This is a genomic window from Photobacterium sp. DNB23_23_1, assembly GCF_052873815.1.
Window position 1 is genome coordinate 124,310 of the sequence record NZ_JBNNXT010000007.1, and the last position, 20,434, is coordinate 144,743.

Genomic DNA, 20,434 nt, shown 5'->3' on the forward strand with positions numbered 1-20,434 from the left:
TGTCTCAGCAATGAAAAAGCGTTGTTTCAATTATGTACTACTTGACCTAGTATTATTTTGATAAGGATAAATACAAAAAAACACAATAAAAAAACAGGGAAGGTGATGAATGCGTACATGGCTAATCACAATTGCCCTGCTGGTAGTGGCGTTACCAACAACAGCAGCAGAAAGCAGACTATTACAAATACTGGACGATAACTCATCTTCTGGGTGGTTTATGTCATCCCAGTCCAAGGGAGCAGAGCAGTTCGATCTGTGGCAAATCGACAGCGGCTATGCCTATTCTATTTCAGACAATACCGAGGTCTACCTCAGTACCCGACTGAAAAGCGGCAACGAAAGCCAGGCGGCCAGCCGTGGGATGTTATCAGGCGTGAAATATAGCTTCACCCCTAAGCTGAGTTTACAAAGTGCCGTAACTTCTGAAACACAAGACCAAGACACAGTAATGGGTGTCGAGGTAACAAGTAATTATGAAGTCACGGAAAAGCTCAATTTACATGCCACCCTCGACTACGAAGGGCTTGAGCAAATCTACCAGTTCGGTATCGGCTTTCGATTCTAGCGATCGACCACCACTCATCGACAAACGCCTGGCTTTGCCAGGCGTTTTGATATGGTTAAATATCAAGGGCTAGGTATTATACCAACCTACATAAATATTTGATCAGTCTTACAAGTTAAAATCGCTGTTCTCTGCGTTAGATATTCTGTAATTAGAGCAACTAGTTACTGCAACATCTGCCTTGATAACAACGATTTTTCCAGTGCAAATACTTGATCAACTACTTATCCAGATTGGTATTAATCACCGAGAGATCCAGTGGCTGTTTGCTAAATACCACCCCATTAAGATCGGCATACAACATATCACCAGGGTACACCAGGGTATGGGCTACAGTCAGAGTCACATTTTCCTCTCCGGTCTGTCGCTTGACCGTTTTGACCGGACAGGTCGCCAGCGCCTTGACGCCGATATCTAGAGTAGAAATGATCCCGACATCCCGCACCGCACCGTTAATAATGATACCTTCCCAACCATTTTTCTGGGCCAGTATCGCCAGTTGATCGCCCAACAGCGCTTTGCTGCAAGAGGCGTGGCCATCAATAAACAACACCTTCCCTTTACCGTTACGGGAAAGTATATCGCGCACCATGCTGTTATCTTCAAAGCAACGCAAGGTCACCACCTCGCCGTAGAATACGCTATGCCCGCCATAGTTCTGTAAGCTCAGCGGCAACCAGCGTACATCCTGTTCAAAGTTATCGCACAAATCCGGGGTCAAATCTTTCATTGCAGGCTCCTTTATTATCTTTGTGGTCTTCCCTCTCTGGGCCGAGTCATCCCCCGATCCTTGGGGCTACGTTAAGTGTAGAGAAAGCTAGACCAATCACCCAATCTTTGTGTCTGTACGCCTTCGAGCAAAACCGGCACTAAAAACAGCTCGTAATCTTCCACCCAGTAAATGGCATTCTGCTCCCAGCGAGCAGCTTCCCGGCATGCCGCCTCTTGGGTCATGGGAACCACAAAGCCCAGCTCCTGCCATTGCCCATCAGGTGAACGGCAGCTTACGGGCAATATCTCAGCGCATTGCATCCTAAGTGACAGTTCCAGCTGGCGATGGCGAACTAGGTTGCGTTTATCACTAAGAACAATGCTTCTCGGGTTAAATGCTGTTAGAATTGCAAAGTAATGGTAAGCAGGGTGTTGCCTAATGTTAAAGACGATCGACTGATAGCTACACCACAGCGAGTTTTTTTCACACATAAAGAACGACACCCAAAAGACGATGCACTTTTTTGTAGCGAATGTTAAGCAAAGTGAAGAGTCGTAATGCGCTTCACTCTGTTTGATGTAAATCAATAAAGTGCCCGAAAGCAGCCCGGAAACAAAGCGCTTATATTGTTAGCGAGCTGTTAAGTGAATACAATCGTCGCCATCCCACGGAAATTGTAGCCAATGCCCCTTAGTTTGGGCTTTTTCAGCGAAAATCATCATTGCTTGATGAGCTGGATAAATGGATGGCGTACCAACAGGTTTTGTGAGCAATACAATAAAGCACGTATTTCTCCCAAGTTTTTGCCTGTATGTGAATTTTTTATATAGAATTTTACTATTCTGTTTTTGACCAGATTCCGTTTTGAGAAATTAGGTACTGCCAATGCAAACCCCTCACATTCTAATTGTAGAAGACGAGCACGTAACACGTAACACCCTTAAAAGCATCTTTGAGGCAGAGGGTTACACTGTTTTCGAAGCCAATGATGGCGCAGAAATGCACCAGATGCTTTCTGAGCACCCTGTTCATTTGGTGATCATGGATATCAACCTACCAGGTAAAAATGGCCTGCTTCTTGCGCGCGAGCTTCGCGAGCAGGGCGATATGGCGTTGATGTTCCTGACTGGCCGTGACAACGAAGTAGACAAAATCCTCGGTTTAGAAATCGGTGCCGATGACTACATCACCAAGCCGTTCAACCCTCGTGAGCTGACTATCCGTGCTCGTAACCTGCTAACTCGTGCCATGAATCAAGGCTTGCCAACGGAAGACAAGCGCATGGTTGAGCGTTACGAGTTCAACGACTGGTCGCTAGAAATCAACAGCCGCTCTCTGGTTAGCCCAAGCGGCGATCAGTTTAAGCTGCCACGCTCTGAGTTCCGTGCCCTGCTTCACTTCTGTGAAAACCCAGGTAAGATCCAGACACGTGCCGAGCTACTGAAGAAAATGACCGGCCGTGAGCTTAAGCCACACGACCGTACCGTTGACGTAACGATCCGCCGTATCCGCAAACATTTCGAATCAGTGTCTGATACCCCGGAAATTATCGCGACGATCCACGGTGAAGGTTATCGTTTTTGCGGCGATCTGGAAGAAGAATAATTCCATATCCAACGCACACATAACAAAAAAGGCTCCTTCCGGAGCCTTTTTTGTATTCGCTGAAGTAAAGCCGTTGTTCACAGTCCCACCCGATCAGAACACCTGGCTGATCAACACACCGCGCTGAATTAACACCTGCTCTTGACCTTGATAGAGTACCGTTACCGCAATATCAGCCTTGCTGCCCGGTAGCCATTCAGGCCCCCCACGCAAGCTTACTTCCAAGCTCATTTCGCCTTCCGATCGAACGTCAAGGTTCTCCTGCCCCAACCATTGCTGCTCTTCCTGCGCTACCATCACCTGCAGTATTTCCACCCCTTTAGGTAGTGGCTTCATATCACGCGTCAGCAAGCGAATGGAGGCATGCAACTTATTGGCAGGTTGACTACCGTCGTCACCGATCACCGGCATACTATTGAGCCACAATTCACTGCCCAGATAGACGGTAGCATCCGACAACACCAGCTCTTGCGGTGACTGCCAGATATCAACTTCTGCTGGTAAAGTGGCCGGCACATCCTCAATCTGAGGCTCTACCTGCTCGGCTTGTTCCTCGGCAGCAGTTGGCTGCTGACCTTCCGCCTCTTTGTCTTTTGTCATGTCACCGCATCCAGCAACGAAAAGAATCCCCGCAGCTAACAGCAATGTTTTTGCATCAGTTCGCATCATGCTTACTCCTGCTGGGCTAGCCAGTCTTTGAGCACCTTAAGATCATTGTGGTAGCCATCTTTGATTTCATCGACCCAATCATTGATATTCTCCCACCAAGCTGGCAATTCAGGAGACTGAGCCTTCTGGGCGACCTGCTGGATATGCTTGAGGCCAATAGAGCCCGCCGCGCCTTTTATCTTGTGCGCTTCAAACTTGATGCCATCCTGATCCTTGGCTGTCATGTTCGAGTCGAGGATCGCAATGTATTCCGGCATCTTGTCCTCAAACATCGCGATGCTGTCATACACCGGCTTAGTACCGACAATTTCCACATAGGACGTCAGCATTTCCAAATCCAGCAAGGTGTTGACCATCTCATCGCTGACTATCTGCGAGTTTTTATTTTCTATCACCAGCTCTTCTCCTTCTTCCTCATCCAATGGGCAAGTCAGTACCAAACGCTGGATCACTTCCGTAATAGCCTTGACGCTCAGCGGCTTGCTAAGTGCATCATCCATACCTTTGGCCAAATATTCACTCTTATCTTTAATCACATTAGCGGTCAGTGCCACCAGTGCTGGTAGATAATCAAACCGCTCGCGCAGTTTGGCTGCCACATCAAAGCCTGTCATATCCGGCAGCTGAATATCAAGCAGCACCAAATCATAGGCTTCAGGATCAAACATCGATAGCGCCTCATCACCACGCATCGCTACCGTCACTTCGTGACCCAAGCTTTCCAGCAACGCCTTGGCAACGGTAATGTTGAGCTCGATATCCTCAACCATAAAGATATTAAGGCTGATCTGCGGGGTGACTGGCAAGGCTTCCTCTTCCACCGCCAGCTCTACCAGTGGGACGGTAATCGTCACGGTAAACGTACTGCCCTCACCGACTTCCGAGCTGACCGTAATATCGCCGCCCATCATCTGTACCAACTGACGCGAAACCGACAATCCTATTCCGGTACCGACCGCATGCAGATTATCGTCCTCATCCTTCACCTGGTAATACATGGCAAAAATTTTGTCGAGCTCTGTCGCCGGGATCCCTATCCCACTATCTTCAACCTCGAAGGTAATATGAGCTTGCTGATCATCCACTTCACTACTGACCGACATCACCACACCGCCATCCTTGGTGAACTTGGTCGCATTGCTGATCAGATTCCACAGCACCTGGCGCAACCGGGTACCATCAACTTCAATGCACTCCGGCAATTCTGACAGCCTTTCTAAATCAAAGCGCAAGCCTTTCTGGCTCGCCATCAAGGCCGAGATATTCTCCATCTCGGCGACAAAGTCATGAAAGTCCAGAGGCTTGGGCATCAACTCAAGGCGACGGCGGTCTGATTTATCCATGTCAATGATATCATTGAAGATGTGCCCCAAAGTGATCGCGCTGACATGAATAGTGCGCATGTAGTCACTCTGCTCTTGGTCGAGCTTGGTCTCCAGCAACATCCGGCTCAGGCCAACAATGCCATTAAGTGGCGTGCGTAATTCGTGGCTGATGGTCGAAATGAATGCAGTCTTGTCTCGACTCGCTTTTTCCTGGGCATCTTGGTATTGCTTTCGCTCGGTAATGTCACGGCCAAAACCCATCAAGCCCAAGCGACGTCCATCACGGCTATAGAAAGGCACCTTGCGCAGTTCAAATATAGCCTTGCGACCATCAGGATACTCCAACCACTGCTCATAGGTCAGTGGGACATTATTCTGAAATACTTGCTGATCGGTCTCAGTAATTTTACGGGCGATCTCTTCGCTGTATACATCTCTAGGGGTAAGGCCAACCAGTTGCTTCTCGGTCCGGTTGGTCAGCTCTTCCATCGCCCGGTTACAACCTGAGAACTGGCCCTTTTCATTGCGGTGATAGATCAGATCCGGCGAGGCGTCGAGAAAAGACTTGAGCAAGGCGCTTTGTTCAGCCAGCTCTAGCTGAGCATTTTCGCGTTGGTAGACCTCGTTTTCCAGATCCCGTATCGCTTCCTGGCGGGCCTCTTCGGCTTTTTCCCGCTCTTCGATTTCTTGACTCAGCTTGCTAATATTATCCTGCAGCTGCTTATTGAGCTGCATATCTCGTGAGCGCATTACTTCAAGCTTGGTGACCAGCTTTGACAAACGCTGACGGGACTCTTCGAGCTGATCCACCACCACCGAGAGAAAATAAACAGCCCAAGGAGTGATCAGCAAGCCGAAGAAGACAGAGCGGACAATATCAATATCTAGCACTTCCCCCTGCAACACCAAGGTGACGCCTATTTGCACCACAACGGCAAGGGCGACGAGGGCCAATGCCAGTAACAAACTAAACCTTACCAGTCCGAGTTTGACTAGCAGATCAACGTAATATTGTGCCAGTACTTTGATTTGTTTCATTATTGCTTCCTAATCACTGCCGCTGTCCCATCATAGGGGCGAGCGACCGAGAACCCAAGCAGGCATTTCCCATTCGCCTGCCGTCCTTCACACTTTGATTGCTCGGTGATACCAAGAGCCGCTATGGGCTAGCCAGCCTCTTTCTCAGACATCGTCATGGTACAGTTCCGCCCTGCTGCTTTGGCTTTATATAACGCCACATCAGCCAGTTCCACCAGCTCTCCGTAATCCTGGCTAGGTTGAGGGATCAGCGTCGCCACGCCCAGACTCACCGTCAGCGTAGTTGCAATATCAGAATAGCGATGGGTCAGCCCCTTTTCGGCCAGAGCCTGATGGATTGCCGTCGCGACAACCTCACCGCCATCCAAGCTGGTGTTGGGCAACAGAAACGCAAACTCCTCGCCGCCGTAACGGGCGACCTCATCGGTCTCGCGTTTGACCACACTGCGCAGTACCTTGGCCACTTCACGAAGAGCAAAGTCCCCTTGCTGATGACCGTAGTTATCGTTAAAGGCCTTAAAGTAGTCAATGTCACACAGGATCAAGGTCAGCGGGTTCTTTTCGCGGATATGGCTATACCACATTTTTCGCAGCTGCTCATCGAAACTACGGCGGTTAGCGACTTTGGTCAAGCTATCGATAAAGCTGAGTTCCTGCAGTTCCATAATGGCATCAGCCAGTTGCTGCTCGGCCATTTTGCGCTCAGTCACGTCCCGCGCCATCATCAGCACACCGGTGGTACCATCAGTTGGATCCCGGTAAGGTGATTTGAGCACCTCGTACCAAATTGGCGTTCCGTCCTCGAGAATAACGTAATCATCCGTTTTAACACTGAGCCCCTGCTGGATCACCTGCTGATCTGTCTGGCGGAAAAGTGCCAGCTTATCGGGTTCCAGTACATCAGCAGAAGATTTCCCTAGCAGGGATTGCTGAGTGTAGCCGAGCGAGCGGGCAAACGGCTCATTACAGCCGACATATACACCGTGTTCATTATATAAGGCGATAGGATCCCGGCTGGCACTGAGGATGGTATCGAGCAGCGTATTGCGCTGGGCCAACTCCTGCTCCGTCACTTCCCGTTTTTCAATCTCACTTTTCAGCACTTCCTGCATCTCATGCCAGTCAGTCACATCGTGGCTAATACTGAGAGTACCAATGGCCTCCCCACTATCGCCTAGTAATAAATTACAATTGGTCTCCAACAGTCGACTCGAGCCATCCGGCGCAGTGGTCCAGGTGTGGAAAGCGCTGTTACCGAGCGAGCCGATCCCTAACTCTTCGGCAATCCCTTCATCTACACGCCCGCGCCAAAAACGGTCAAACGCCTTATTGGTACCGATAAGAACACCCGATTTATCTTTGAAATACACCAGCTCGGACAAAGAGTTAAGCACCTGATGGAAGATCCGCTGCTCATTTTCCATCTTCACTTTTTCACCATGATTGGAGCGGGACGAATCGATAAACAGCAGCCAACAAGACTGCCACTGGCAACGGATCGACAGGCCTGATATCAACAAAGGGATCAACGTGTCGTTGCACTGAAACCTAGCCTCATTCACTTCCTTGAAGCTTTTCAGGCCGGCAAAGGGGCGAAGGCGGTCACACACCATCTGATCACAGAGGCCATCAGGGTAGAGGTAACGATCGTTGAGCTTACGGACCCCGAGTAACTGGCGACAGGGCTTGTTGCCATAAACCAAGTGGCCGTCTTTCTTACGGACTACAGCAACGGCAATGGGCATGAGGGTCAGTTGACCGTGTAAACGGCGGAAAGAGCCAGCTTCAAGGTGATGCAGCAGCAAGGCCAGCAAGCCACCACCGATAGCCAGTACGAGGATCAACAACGAAAAAAGCAAAGCCGAGTTATCGGCCTGAAACCAATGGGAAGAGGATGAAGCATAAGAGGTTGGCGCAAAAACCGCCAAGCCCGTGGGCGCCAAGCGGCCGATAAATCCCCACAGCTGGCATCCCCCGCAGCGGGCCAGTAGGGTTAACATTGTAAGCGACAAAGGACTAACAGAGCGTTCCTGACAGGAAGTATGCATTGATTTTCGTAGTTAACATCATTTTACTCGTAATCTAACACACTTACTGCTGCAACCGCTATGACAGCCCTGCCGTCTGGCCCCATGTTTTAGCTTGTTTGACGTACCGGCGGCGTATATTCAAATGGCTTACCCAGCGCAGTACCCTGGCCACCATGCTGATCCAAATTACGGCCGATCTCTGTCATCGCCAACCAACGGTTTTCACACCACTCGGGGGCAAGTAACGTTGGCTTACGGGCGCTGGCTGAGACCCGGTGGTAAACCACCTCAGGCGGGGTCAGGCGGATCATTTCTGCCGAGATTTCGGTGTAATCCTCAAGGCTCAGTTCGGCCAGTCGACCGGCTTTCCACGACAGTCCCATAATGCTCCCCTCAACAATATGCAGTGGGTGCAGCTTGATACCATCCACACCGGCATCAACCACCTTACGAACAGTATCGAGGTTATCCTCACGGGTATCCCCCGGCAAACCGACAATCAGATGGGCACAGACTTTCAGCCCCAATGCCCGCGCCCGCTTGGTAATGGCCTCGTAGCACGCAAAGTCATGGCCTCGGTTAATCCGCTTGAGGGTTTTGTCGTTGGCGGTCTGCAAGCCCAACTCTAGCCAGATCTCATAACCTTGTTCACGGTAACCCGCCAGTAGCTTAAGCACTTCATCAGGCACACAGTCAGGTCGGGTACCGACACACAATCCAACAATGTCAGCGGCTTCCAAGGCTTCTTCATACATGGCTTTTAATGTCTGCACCTCTGCGTAGGTGCTGGTATAGGCCTGGAAATAGGCGAGGTAACGCTTGGCACGGTCGACTTCGCCTGCACGTTGAGACAACTGCTCGGTGATCGGTTTGTGCTGAGCCTGCTCATCAGCAAAAGAGGCTACATTGCAAAAGGTGCAACCGCCACGGCCAATAGTACCGTCACGGTTTGGGCAGCTGAAGCCACCATGCAAGGTCAGTTTATGCACCTTTTCTCCGTAGCGACGCTGTAGGTCTTGGCCTAATGTGTTCACGAGCTCATGCAGCTGCATCTTGTCACCTAGTCATTTAAGGGGTCGAAAAAAGCGGCACAGGTTAGCACCATTGGTTTTGTCAAAAGTTGTGCGAGAACAATAAAGGCGTTTTTTTCACCACGTTTAGGCTGAGAAAAAGAATGAAAATTAGCAACAACATCACCTTGTACTACTTTGGTCTAGCACTCATTCAAGTAACCACACAAAAACCAAGATCCAAAGTTTCGCTATGCACATAGATAGCTATTTTCGAATAGATACGCATCCAATTAAGCAATTAATTCATACTGATGCTGAGATGTTACTGGCAATGGATAATTTTTGTTGGTAATTAACCAATCAAAATTGTAGGATAGTTACAGCTGTGTGCAATTTATGAACAACAAAAGTAACTAAACTCTGCAAATATTTAGTGGTTTATGTTGCTCCCCCTCAAAACTGCAGCGCTTTTGCATACCAGAGCATGAGTGCTACAGAATGAAGTTTGCTATTGATTGACTACATCATCCCACAGCAAACCCATCCTCAACGGCCGGACAGGAGTCCACTTAGGCCAAAAGGATGTATAACCAAAATTAGGGATAACTCAGGTGCCAGGATTGGTACCTGTTGAAACTGGAAGGAAGTATCTATGACAGATCAAGAGCTGAATGCTCAGGGACTTTATGTGCCTGAAATGGAGCACGATGCCTGTGGTATCGGCTTTGTGGCCCACCTAAAGAACCGTAAGTCCCACGAAATTGTCACCCAAGCCCTTGATATGCTAGCTCGGATGGAACACCGAGGCGGTCAAGGCTGTGACCCGTGCAGTGGTGACGGTGCCGGTATATTGCTGCAAAAGCCCCATGAATTCCTGCTTGAAGAAACCGTCAAGCAAGGGATCCGTCTGCCAGCATTCGAGCAATACGGCGTGGGTGTGGTGCTATTTCCCAAAGATGAATACAAACGTCAGCAATGCCGTGACATCCTGGAGCGTAATGCCAAACGACTTGACCTAGAAGTGATTGGTTACCGTGTGCTGCCCGTTGATAATTCAATGATTGGCGAAGATCCGCTAAGCACCGAGCCCCAGTTTGAACATGTCTTTATTACTGGCGGTGCCAGCATGGAGCCAGCGGTACTTGAGCGCAAGCTTTACGTACTGCGTAACTACACGGTTCGAGTCTGCCTTGAGAGCATCTCCAACATCGGTGATGACTTCTATATCAACTCCCTGTCATACAAGACATTAGTCTATAAGGGCCAGCTAACGACCGAGCAAGTACCGCAGTACTTCCTTGATCTACAGAACCCATCGATGGTCACCGCACTGGCGCTGGTACACTCCCGCTTTTCGACCAATACCTTTCCAAGGTGGCGTCTAGCCCAACCTTTCCGTTACATCGCCCATAACGGTGAAATCAACACTGTACGCGGTAACCTAAACTGGATGAAGGCCCGTGAAGCGATTCTTGAGTCAGAGCTATTTAGCCAGCAAGAAATCGACATGCTGCTGCCAATCTGTCAGGAAGGCAGCTCGGATTCATCCAACTTCGATATGGCACTGGAACTCTTGGTTCTGTCTGGCCGTAGCCTGCCACATGCGCTGATGATGTTGATCCCGGAAGCATGGCAAGAAAATAAAAAGATGGATCCGAAGCGCCGTGCCTTCTACCAGTACCATGCCAATGTCATGGAGCCCTGGGATGGCCCGGCGTCTGTTTGTTTCACCGACGGCGTTCAGGTTGGTGCAACCCTTGACCGTAATGGCCTGCGCCCATCGCGCTATACCGTGACCAAAGATGACTTCCTCGTCATGGCATCAGAATCGGGCGTAGTTGAAATCGAGCCTGAGAATGTGCAGTTCCGCGGCCGCCTGCAGCCGGGCCGTATCTTCGTTGCCGACCTAGAACAAGGTCGTATTATCTCTGACGAAGAGGTCAAAGACACTATTGCTTCTGCTCAACCTTATGAACAGTGGGTCAAAGACAACCTGCTGACGCTGAAAAGCCTGCCGGAAGCGGACAATATGCACCACCAGCCAACACCTGAGCGCCTGCTGCACCACCAGCAAGCCTTCGGGATGAGCTCGGAGGAAGTCAACGAAATCATCGTGCCGCTGGCAAAAACTGGCTACGAGCCACTCAGCGCCATGGGTGCCGACTGGCCGCTGGCCGTGCTATCACACCAATCACAGCACCTGTCGAACTACTTCAAGCAGTTGTTTGCCCAGGTCACCAACCCGCCGATCGACCCGATCCGCGAGCGCATGGTGATGTCACTCAACACCTACCTGGGTAAAGATCACAACCTACTGACCGAGACACCAGAGCACTGCCAAAAGGTTGAAATTGAATCGCCGGTTCTGAGCAATGCCGAGCTTGAAAAGCTCCGTGCTATCGATAACGAGTACTTGCAGGCCAAGACGCTGGATATCGTATTCCGTGCCAGCGGTGAGGAAGGCAAACTGGAGCGTGCGCTGAAGCGTATCTGCCAGTATTCGGAAGATGCAGTGATTGACGGTTACTCAGTCATCATCCTGACCGACCGTGCCGTAAACTCAAACCACGCCGCTATTCCTGCGATGCTGGCTGTCGGCGCTGTCCACCACCATCTGATCCGTAAAGGCCTGCGTGCCAAGTGTGACATCGTGGTCGAAACCGGTGATGCTCGTGAAACTCACCACTTTGCCACTCTGATCGGCTATGGCGCCAATGCCGTGAACCCGTATCTAGTGACGGAAACCATTGTTGACCTACAGCGCAAGCGTAAACTTGATCCGGAAGTCCCCACCGAAGAGCTGTTCAACAATTACCGCAAAGGGGTGAATGGTGGCCTGCTGAAGATCTTCTCCAAAATGGGGATCTCAACCCTGCAGTCCTACCACGGCGCACAAATATTCGAAGCACTGGGTATCAGCAAATCAGTTGTCGATAAGTACTTCACCGGTACGGTTTCCCGTATCCAGGGCCTGACCATCGATGACATCGCCAAGGAAGTCCTGATTCGTCACCGTTTGGGCTACCCAACACGCGAAGTGCCAATCCAGATGCTGGATGTCGGTGGTGTCTATCAGTGGAAACAGCGTGGTGAAAAACACCTGTTCAACCCAGAAACCATCTCTTTGCTGCAGCAATCAACCCGTAACAAGGACTTTGCCCAGTTCAAAGAATACGCCAATGCCGTCGACGCCCAGGGCGACGATGCGGCCACGTTGCGTAGCCAACTTGAATTTATCAAGAATCCAGCCGGCTCTATTCCACTGGAAGACGTCGAGCCAATCGAGAGCATCCTCAAGCGTTTTGCGACCGGAGCCATGAGCTTTGGCTCAATATCTTACGAAGCGCACTCGACCCTTGCAGTGGCAATGAACCGTATCGGTGCCAAGTCTAACTCGGGCGAAGGCGGTGAAGATCCTGCTCGCTTCGAGAAAAAAGACAACGGTGACTGGGAGCGTTCAGCCATCAAGCAGGTGGCGTCTGGCCGCTTCGGTGTGACCTCTTACTACCTGACCAACTCTGACGAAATTCAGATCAAGATGGCACAGGGTGCCAAGCCGGGTGAAGGCGGTCAGTTACCAGGCGACAAGGTGGATGACTGGATCGGGGCAACCCGTCACTCAACACCGGGCGTCGGTTTGATTTCACCTCCGCCACACCACGATATCTACTCTATCGAGGATTTGGCGCAGCTGATCTATGATCTGAAAAACGCCAACCGTGCCGGCCGAGTCAACGTCAAACTGGTATCGGAAGCCGGTGTCGGTACGATTGCCTCTGGTGTTGCCAAGGCGAAAGCAGATGTCGTGCTCATTGCTGGCTTCGATGGCGGTACTGGTGCATCACCAATGTCATCGATTCGCCATACCGGTCTACCGTGGGAGCTTGGCTTGGCCGAAACCCACCAGACACTGCTAAAGAACGGTCTGCGTAACCGTATCGTGGTTCAAACCGATGGCCAGATGAAGACACCGCGTGACCTTGCCGTCGCAACCCTGTTGGGGGCCGAGGAATGGGGTGTCGCAACCGCAGCCCTCGTGGTTGAAGGTTGTATCATGATGCGTAAGTGTCACAAAAACACCTGCCCAGTTGGTATCGCCACTCAGAACAAGACCTTGCGCGAGCGTTTCGACGGCCGTGTTGAAGATGTCGTCACCTTCTTCCAGTACATGGCACAAGGTCTGCGTGAAATCATGGCAGAGCTTGGCTTCCGCACTATTGAAGAGATGGTTGGCCAGTCAAACAAGCTGAAGATCCGTGATAACATCGGCCACTGGAAGTACCAGAACTTGGACCTGAGCCCGGTACTGTTTGTCGAACCAGCCCGTAACGAAGACGGCGTATACAACCAGCGTGAGCAGAACCACAACCTCGAAGCGGTACTCGACCGCAAGCTGATAGAAGCAGCAGCACCTGCCTTGTATGAAGGCAAGCAAGTGGATGCCGAATTTGACATCATTAATACCGACCGCAGTGCCGGTACCATGCTGTCGAACGAGATCTCCAAGATTTACAAAGATAAAGGCCTACCGCAGCCGATGAACGTTAAGTTCACCGGTTCAGCTGGCCAGAGCTTCGGTGCCTTCTTGGCTAAAAACGTTAAGTTCGAGGTCGAAGGCGATGCCAACGACTACTGGGGCAAGGGCCTGTCGGGCGGTACGCTGGTACTTTATCCTGATGCCAAGTCTGACATCATCCCGGAAGATAACATCGTGGTGGGTAACGTCTGTTTCTACGGCGCGACCTCGGGCGAGTCTTACATCCGCGGAATGGCTGGCGAGCGCTTCTGTGTTCGTAACTCCGGTGCCAAAGTTGTCGTTGAAGGCGTGGGTGACCATGGTTGTGAATACATGACTGGCGGTGTGGCCGTTATTCTTGGCCAAACAGGCCGTAACTTCGCAGCCGGTATGAGTGGCGGTGTAGCGTATGTTTGGGATCAGTTCGAAGACTTCGACACCAAGCTCAACCCAGAGCTGGTTGATCTCGACCCGCTTGAGCAAGAAGACAAAGAGCTATTGTTCGACATGCTCACCAAGCACGCTGAACTAACCGGTAGTACTGTGGCAGAAACCTTCCTGTCTAACTTCGAGGCCAATCTCGAGAAGATGGTGAAAGTCATGCCGAGGGACTACAAGGCAGTGCTACAGAAGCGCAAGGAAGAAGCACTAAACAAGGAAGAGTTGGAGGCCGTCAATGGGTAAGCCTACAGGATTTTTAGAGTTTGGCCGCGAGCTGCCAAAGAAGCTGGATCCGAGCGTCCGCATAGAGGACAACAAGGAGTTTGTTCTCAACGAGGAGTTCGGCGACAAGATCAATACGCAGGCTTCACGCTGTATGGATTGTGGCGTTCCGTTTTGCCACAACTCCTGCCCGATCGGTAACATCATCCCGGAGTTCAATGACGCGGTTTACCGCGACAGCTGGGAGGAAGCGTGGAATATCTTGAGTTCGACCAATAACTTCCCGGAATTTACTGGCCGTGTGTGCCCAGCCCCTTGTGAAAGTGGCTGTGTACTGGGTATCAACCAAGACCCAATCACAATTTGTAATATCGAGAAGACTATTGTCGAAACGGCGTACCGCGAAGGATACGCCAAACCCAAGACACCACGCTCTCGTACCGGAAAAACCGTTGCGATTATCGGCTCTGGCCCTGCCGGCCTTGCCGCGGCGGAACAGCTTAACAGCGCTGGCCACTGCGTCACTGTCTTCGAACGTGATGAAAAAGTCGGCGGCCTACTGCGCTTCGGCATTCCTGATTTCAAGCTGGGCATGGACATCATTGATCGCAAAATTGGCCTGATGGCGGATGCCGGGATCAAATTTGAAGTCAACGCCCATATCGGTGTGGACATTAACGCCCAGCAACTGCGTCAGGAGTTTGATGTCATACTGCTAACCGGTGGCTCAACCGTACCACGCAACCTGCCTATTCCAGGCCGTGAGCTCAAAGGCGTGCACTTTGCGATGGAGTTTCTGGCTCAGAACAACCGTCGCGCCAACGACATGGATCTGAAAACCGATGAAATCCATGCCAACGGCAAGCATGTGGTGGTGATCGGGGGGGGGGATACCGGATCTGACTGTGTCGGTACCTCTAACCGTCACAGGGCGGCAAGCATTACCCAAGTCGAAATTATGCCTATCCCGCCAGAGAAGCGACCGGCCAACCAGCCATGGCCTTCTTACCCGATGATCATGAAAACCTCTACCTCCCATGAGGAAGGGTGTGATCGTCACTGGAATATCCTGACCAAGGAATTCATCGGCGATGATACTGGCAACGTGAAAGCACTGCGTATTGCCGATATCCAGTGGGAAGAAGCAAAACCGGGTGAGCGTCCGGGCTTTACAGAAGTTGCCGGCTCTGAACGTATCATCCCTTGTGATCTGGCGTTCTTGGCAATGGGCTTCCTGCACCCGGAACCAACCGGTGTCCTCGCCCAACTGGATATCAAACTCGATGACCGTGGTAATGTTGCAACGCAAGGGTTTGCGACCAACCAAAAAGGCGTATTTGCTGCCGGAGATATGCGTACAGGCCAGTCACTGGTTGTTCGTTGTATCAACGAAGGCCGCGAGTCAGCCCGAGAGATTGATACCTACCTAATGGGTAACAGCAACCTTGAAGCCAAGGCTGATTCCTTGATGCTATCGGATGCCTCTTAGGGCTAACGCGAACTATTTTCAGAATATGTAATCCAAACCGGCCCAAGTGGCCGGTTTTTTATTCCCTAGAAGATCCCCCTATCATAATTATTCACTGTAACCCGCCCTAATTTCCCCGCAATATCGGTGCCCGCTTACAATGTTAATTTAATGTTTATAGTTTGACCTTTATGTAAATAGCCGTTAACTTGAAAGGTCGCTGGAAGCAAAAGGTGCCTTTGCTGCCCCGATAATCAAAAGAAACCACCAGTGGTGCGCGCAAAGGTTGTCATCGATGGTCAGGATGACCGTCAAAAAATGCAGTATTCCTGCTTATTCAGGCAGATGCTAGGGAGAGTTGCAATGACACTGTATAACCCCATGCTGGATAAAGATAACTGTGGTTTTGGGTTAATTGCCCACATCGAAGGAGAAACCAGCCACAAGCTTGTCCGGACCGCCATTTCCGCCCTTGACCGTATGACCCACCGTGGCGGGATCGCCGCCGATGGCAAAACCGGTGATGGCTGTGGGCTGCTGATGAAAAAGCCCGAAAGCTTTTACCGTATTGTTGCCGATGAAAAAGGTTGGAAACTGTCGCGTGAATTCGCCCTCGGCATGCTGTTCCTCAGTCAGGATCCGGTACTTGCCGAACAGGCCCGGACCATTATCAGCGAAGAGCTCGCCAAGGAAACCTTGTCACTGGCTGGCTGGCGGCAAGTCCCCATCAACCCACAAGTACTGGGCCCAATCGCGACCGAAACTCTCCCCAATATCGAGCAGGTGTTCATCAATGCCCCTGCAGGCTGGAAGCCACGCGATATCGACCGTCGGCTTTACATTGCCCGGCGCCGGATCGAAAAACGCATCACCGCCGACCCCGACTTTTATATCTGTAGCCTGTCGACCCAAGTGACGGTTTACAAAGGGTTATGCATGCCAGCGGATCTGCCCCGTTTCTACCAGGATTTGGGAGACATCCGGCTCGAGTCATCGATTTGCCTGTTCCACCAGCGTTTTTCAACCAACACCCAGCCTCGCTGGCCGTTGGCACAGCCGTTTCGCTATCTGGCCCACAACGGTGAGATCAACACCATTGCCGGTAATCGCCAATGGGCCCGGGCACGCGCCTACAAATTCGCCTCGCCGTTACTGCCGGATCTGCAAACCGCAGCTCCGTTTGTCAACGAAACCGGCTCGGACTCCTCTAGCCTTGATAACATGCTCGAGCTGTTCCTGTCCGGCGGCATGGATCTGTTCCGCGCGATGCGGATGCTCGTCCCGCCGGCTTGGCAGAACCACCCGGACATGGATCCCGAATTACGGGCTTTTTATGACTTTAACTCCATGCACATGGAGCCATGGGATGGTCCAGCCGGTATCGTGATGTCCGACGGTCGCTATGCGGCCTGTAATCTCGACCGTAACGGCCTGCGTCCGGCAAGATACATCATCACCAAAGACAAGTTGATCACCCTCGCATCCGAGGTCGGGATTTGGGACTACGCCCCCGATGAAGTCGCCGAAAAAGGCCGGGTAGGCCCCGGTGAGTTATTGGTGATCGACACCAAGTTCGGTAAAATCTGGCATTCTGCCGACATTGATAACGACCTGATGGGACGCCACCCTTACAAAGAATGGATGGATAGTCATGTCAAACGTTTGGTTCCTTTCGAAGAGCTAGGCGACGAACAAGTCGGCAGTCGCTCGTTCGATGATACCGAACTCGGCACCAGCCAAAAACAATTTGCCATGAACCGTGAGGAAATTGATCAGGTTTTACGGGTGATCGGTGAAAACGGGCAGGAGGCCACTGGCTCAATGGGCGATGATGCGCCGATGGCAGTATTGTCGTCACGCGAACGGGCTGTCACCGATTACTTCCGTCAGATGTTTGCTCAGGTCACTAACCCACCGATTGACCCGCTCAGAGAAAAGCACGTGATGTCACTGGCAACCTGTATCGGCCGTGAAATCAATGTCTTCTGTGAAACCGATAGTCACGCCTACCGGGTCTCCTTTGGCTCGCCAGTACTGCTCTATTCCGACTTGGTGCAACTGCTGGAGCTCGACAACCAGCACTACCGCAACAGTATTATCGACATCAACTTCAACCCCGACGAGAAAGATCTCAAGCAGGCAATCATTGATATCTGCGATCAGGCTGAACGCTTGGTCCGCAGCGGTACGGTACTCATTGTCCTGTCAGACCGCGGCATTAATGCCAGCAAGCTCCCCATTCCGGCCGCGATGGCTGTGGGAGCGGTCCAAAATCGACTGGTCACCCAACAGCTGCGCTGTGATACCAACATTGTTGTCGAAACCGCTACTGCGCGCGACCCACACCAATTTGCCGTGTTGCTTGGCTTCGGGGCCACCGCAGTATACCCATACCTTGCCTATGAGACCCTTGGCCAATTGGTTGATAGTAATGCTATTACCAAGCCATATCGCGACGTGATGCTCAACTTCCGCAATGGTATCAACAAGGGCTTGTACAAAATCATGTCCAAAATGGGGATCTCGACCATTGCTTCCTACCGCTGCGCCATGCTATTCGAGGCAGTAGGCCTTGATGATGACATTGTCGATCTCTGTTTCCACGGCGTATCAAGCCGGATCCAGGGCGCAGGGTTTGCCGACTTCCAGCAAGATTTATTCAATCTTTCTCGCCGAGCATGGCTCAAACGCAAGCCTATCGAACATGGTGGTTTACTGAAATACGTCCACGGCGGTGAATTCCATGCCTACAACCCGGATGTTATCGGCACCTTACAACACGCTGTCAAATCAGGTGACTATAACGACTACCAAGTTTTTGCCAAGCAAGTGAACGAGCGGCCTGTCGCCGCGATTCGCGACTTACTCAAACTCAAACCGGACCAAGCCCCTATTGCTATCGACAAGGTCGAAGAAGCGTCGGCGCTCTATCCGCGGTTTGACTCTGCTGCCATGTCCATCGGCGCCCTGAGTCCAGAAGCGCACGAAGCGCTGGCCATTGCGATGAACCGCTTGGGGGGCAGCTCCAACTCAGGTGAAGGCGGTGAGGATCCGCGTCGCTTCAACAGCGAGCGAAATTCCCGTATCAAGCAGGTGGCGTCAGGTCGCTTTGGCGTCACCCCACACTATCTAGTCAATGCTGATGTTATCCAGATCAAAGTGGCACAAGGTGCCAAGCCCGGTGAAGGCGGACAGCTGCCGGGCCACAAGGTCACCACCGAAATAGCCAAGCTCCGTTATGCGGTGCCGGGTGTCACCCTGATCTCGCCACCGCCCCACCATGATATTTACTCAATTGAAGATCTGGCCCAGCTGATCTTCGATCTCAAGCAGGTTAACCCTACCGCCATGGTCTCGGTCAAATTGGTATCCGAGCCCGGAGTCGGTACCATCGCCACCGGGGTCGCCAAGGCCTACGCCGATCTTATTACCATTTCCGGCTACGATGGCGGTACCGGTGCCAGCCCACTGACCTCAGTCAAATATGCCGGTAGCCCGTGGGAGTTGGGCCTTGCCGAAACCCAACAGGCCTTGGTTGCCAACGGTCTGCGCCACAAGATCCGCCTGCAGGTGGATGGTGGCCTGAAAACCGGGCTGGATGTGGTTAAGGCGGCTATTCTCGGGGCTGAGAGCTTTGGTTTTGGTACCGCGCCGATGGTAGCGCTAGGGTGTAAATACCTGCGGATCTGCCACCTCAACAACTGTGCCACCGGGGTTGCGACGCAGGATGAAACCCTGCGCCGTGAGTTTTTCAAAGGCTTGCCAGAGCAAGTCATGAACTACTTCATAGGCCTGGGCCAAGAAGTCCGAGAGCTCCTTGCCGAACTGGGCGTCGAAAAGCTGACCGACTTGATTGGCCGCACCGAGCTGCTCGAGGTCATCGACGGCTATACCGCCAAGCAGAGCAAGTTGGATCTCACCCCGGTATTGGCAACCTCAGAGCCATTGAAAGGCAAGACGCTATACTGTAGCGAAAGTAACACGCCATTCGACAATGCACCGCTCAATATCACCCTATTCGAGCAGGCGCTGCCTGCGATCGAAGCGCGCAGCGGTGCCGATATCTTCGAGGATATTCGCAACACCGACCGCTCGGTGGGGGCAAGATTGTCGGGGGAAATTGCCAAGCGCTGGGGTAATCAAGGCATGGCCTCAACGCCAATCAACCTCCACCTGACCGGCACCGCTGGCCAGTCATTCGGCGTTTGGAATGCTGGCGGACTTAACTTGCTCCTAACCGGTGATGCCAACGACTATGTCGGTAAAGGGATGACCGGCGGAAAAATCGTGATTCGCCCGCCTATTGGCTCGGCATTCAAGTCCAACCACGCGACCATCATCGGCAACACCTGCCTGTATGGCGCAACGGGCGGTAAGCTGTTTGCCGCCGGTAAAGCCGGTGAGCGATTTGCGGTCAGGAACTCAGGCACCATTGCCGTTATCGAAGGCGCTGGAGACAATGCCTGCGAATACATGACTGGGGGGATTGTGGCGATTCTCGGCAAGACCGGAGTCAACTTCGGGGCTGGGATGACCGGTGGCTTTGCCTACATCCTGGACGAAGACGGCGACTTTGCCGGACGGGTCAATCCTGAGCTGGTCGAAGCCCTGCCGCTAGCCAAGTTGAAGATACACCAGGAGCATCTTCGCGGACTGATTGACCAACACTTAGAATTAACCGGCTCAGATCGGGCACAGGAAATATTGGCCGAATTCGACCAATGGATCCCGCGCTTCTATCTGGCGAAACCAAAGGCTGCCGATGTCAACACCTTGCTCGGCCACCAAAGTCGCTCAGCCGCCGAGCTGCGCGTACAAGCACAATAG

The 20,434-nt window shown here is 51.9% G+C and carries 11 protein-coding genes; 5 read left to right on the plus strand and 6 right to left on the minus strand.

What is annotated here, in order from left to right:
• The first annotated feature begins 109 nt into the window (after nt 1-109).
• Nucleotides 110-568, plus strand: a complete 459-nt coding sequence (locus ACVA53_RS06870) for a hypothetical protein (protein WP_255042941.1) — start codon at nt 110-112, stop codon at nt 566-568.
• Between the two features lie 220 nt (nt 569-788).
• Here the strand turns inward: ACVA53_RS06870 and ACVA53_RS06875 are convergent, their stop codons facing one another.
• A complete protein-coding gene (locus ACVA53_RS06875; protein WP_255042942.1) occupies nt 789-1,298 on the minus strand; it encodes a putative 4-hydroxy-4-methyl-2-oxoglutarate aldolase in 510 nt (169 codons plus the stop codon).
• A gap of 71 nt (nt 1,299-1,369) precedes the next feature.
• A complete protein-coding gene (locus tag ACVA53_RS06880; protein WP_446504770.1) occupies nt 1,370-1,771 on the minus strand; it encodes a DUF3293 domain-containing protein in 402 nt (133 codons plus the stop codon).
• 394 nt (nt 1,772-2,165) lie between these two features.
• On the opposite strand from ACVA53_RS06880, the gene arcA reads away from it, so the two are divergent.
• Nucleotides 2,166-2,885: a two-component system response regulator ArcA gene (gene arcA, locus ACVA53_RS06885; RefSeq protein WP_255042943.1), complete on the plus strand. Its 720-nt coding sequence runs from the start codon at nt 2,166-2,168 to the stop codon at nt 2,883-2,885.
• Nucleotides 2,886-2,978: 93 nt separating this feature from the next.
• Here the strand turns inward: arcA and ACVA53_RS06890 are convergent, their stop codons facing one another.
• From ACVA53_RS06890 to ACVA53_RS06905, 4 genes are all read right to left on the minus strand, one after another.
• Nucleotides 2,979-3,554 carry a hypothetical protein gene (locus tag ACVA53_RS06890; RefSeq protein WP_255042944.1) on the minus strand — a complete coding sequence of 192 codons (576 nt, stop codon included), beginning with the start codon at nt 3,552-3,554 and terminating at the stop codon, nt 2,979-2,981.
• A gap of 2 nt (nt 3,555-3,556) precedes the next feature.
• The gene (arcB, locus tag ACVA53_RS06895; RefSeq protein WP_255042945.1) at nt 3,557-5,917 is read right to left on the minus strand and encodes an aerobic respiration two-component sensor histidine kinase ArcB; all 2,361 of its coding nucleotides are present in this window, start codon (nt 5,915-5,917) and stop codon (nt 3,557-3,559) included.
• Between the two features lie 128 nt (nt 5,918-6,045).
• On the minus strand, nt 6,046-7,965 hold the full coding sequence (locus ACVA53_RS06900) for a sensor domain-containing diguanylate cyclase (protein WP_446504771.1): 1,920 nt from the start codon (nt 7,963-7,965) through the stop codon (nt 6,046-6,048).
• 89 nt (nt 7,966-8,054) lie between these two features.
• On the minus strand, nt 8,055-8,999 hold the full coding sequence (locus ACVA53_RS06905; protein WP_255042947.1) for a TIGR01212 family radical SAM protein: 945 nt from the start codon (nt 8,997-8,999) through the stop codon (nt 8,055-8,057).
• 613 nt (nt 9,000-9,612) lie between these two features.
• Here ACVA53_RS06905 and gltB (ACVA53_RS06910) point away from each other — a divergent pair.
• The 3 genes from gltB (ACVA53_RS06910) to gltB (ACVA53_RS06920) all read left to right on the plus strand — a co-directional run bounded on the left by gltB (ACVA53_RS06910) (nt 9,613) and on the right by gltB (ACVA53_RS06920) (nt 20,434).
• A complete protein-coding gene (gene gltB, locus ACVA53_RS06910; RefSeq protein ID WP_446504772.1) occupies nt 9,613-14,160 on the plus strand; it encodes a glutamate synthase large subunit in 4,548 nt (1,515 codons plus the stop codon).
• Entirely contained in the window at nt 14,153-15,628 is a 1,476-nt protein-coding gene (locus tag ACVA53_RS06915) for a glutamate synthase subunit beta (RefSeq protein WP_446504773.1), read from the plus strand. The genes gltB (ACVA53_RS06910) and ACVA53_RS06915 overlap by 8 nt, the downstream gene beginning before the upstream one ends.
• 342 nt (nt 15,629-15,970) lie before the next feature.
• On the plus strand, nt 15,971-20,434 hold the full coding sequence (gene gltB, locus ACVA53_RS06920) for a glutamate synthase large subunit (protein WP_446504774.1): 4,464 nt from the start codon (nt 15,971-15,973) through the stop codon (nt 20,432-20,434).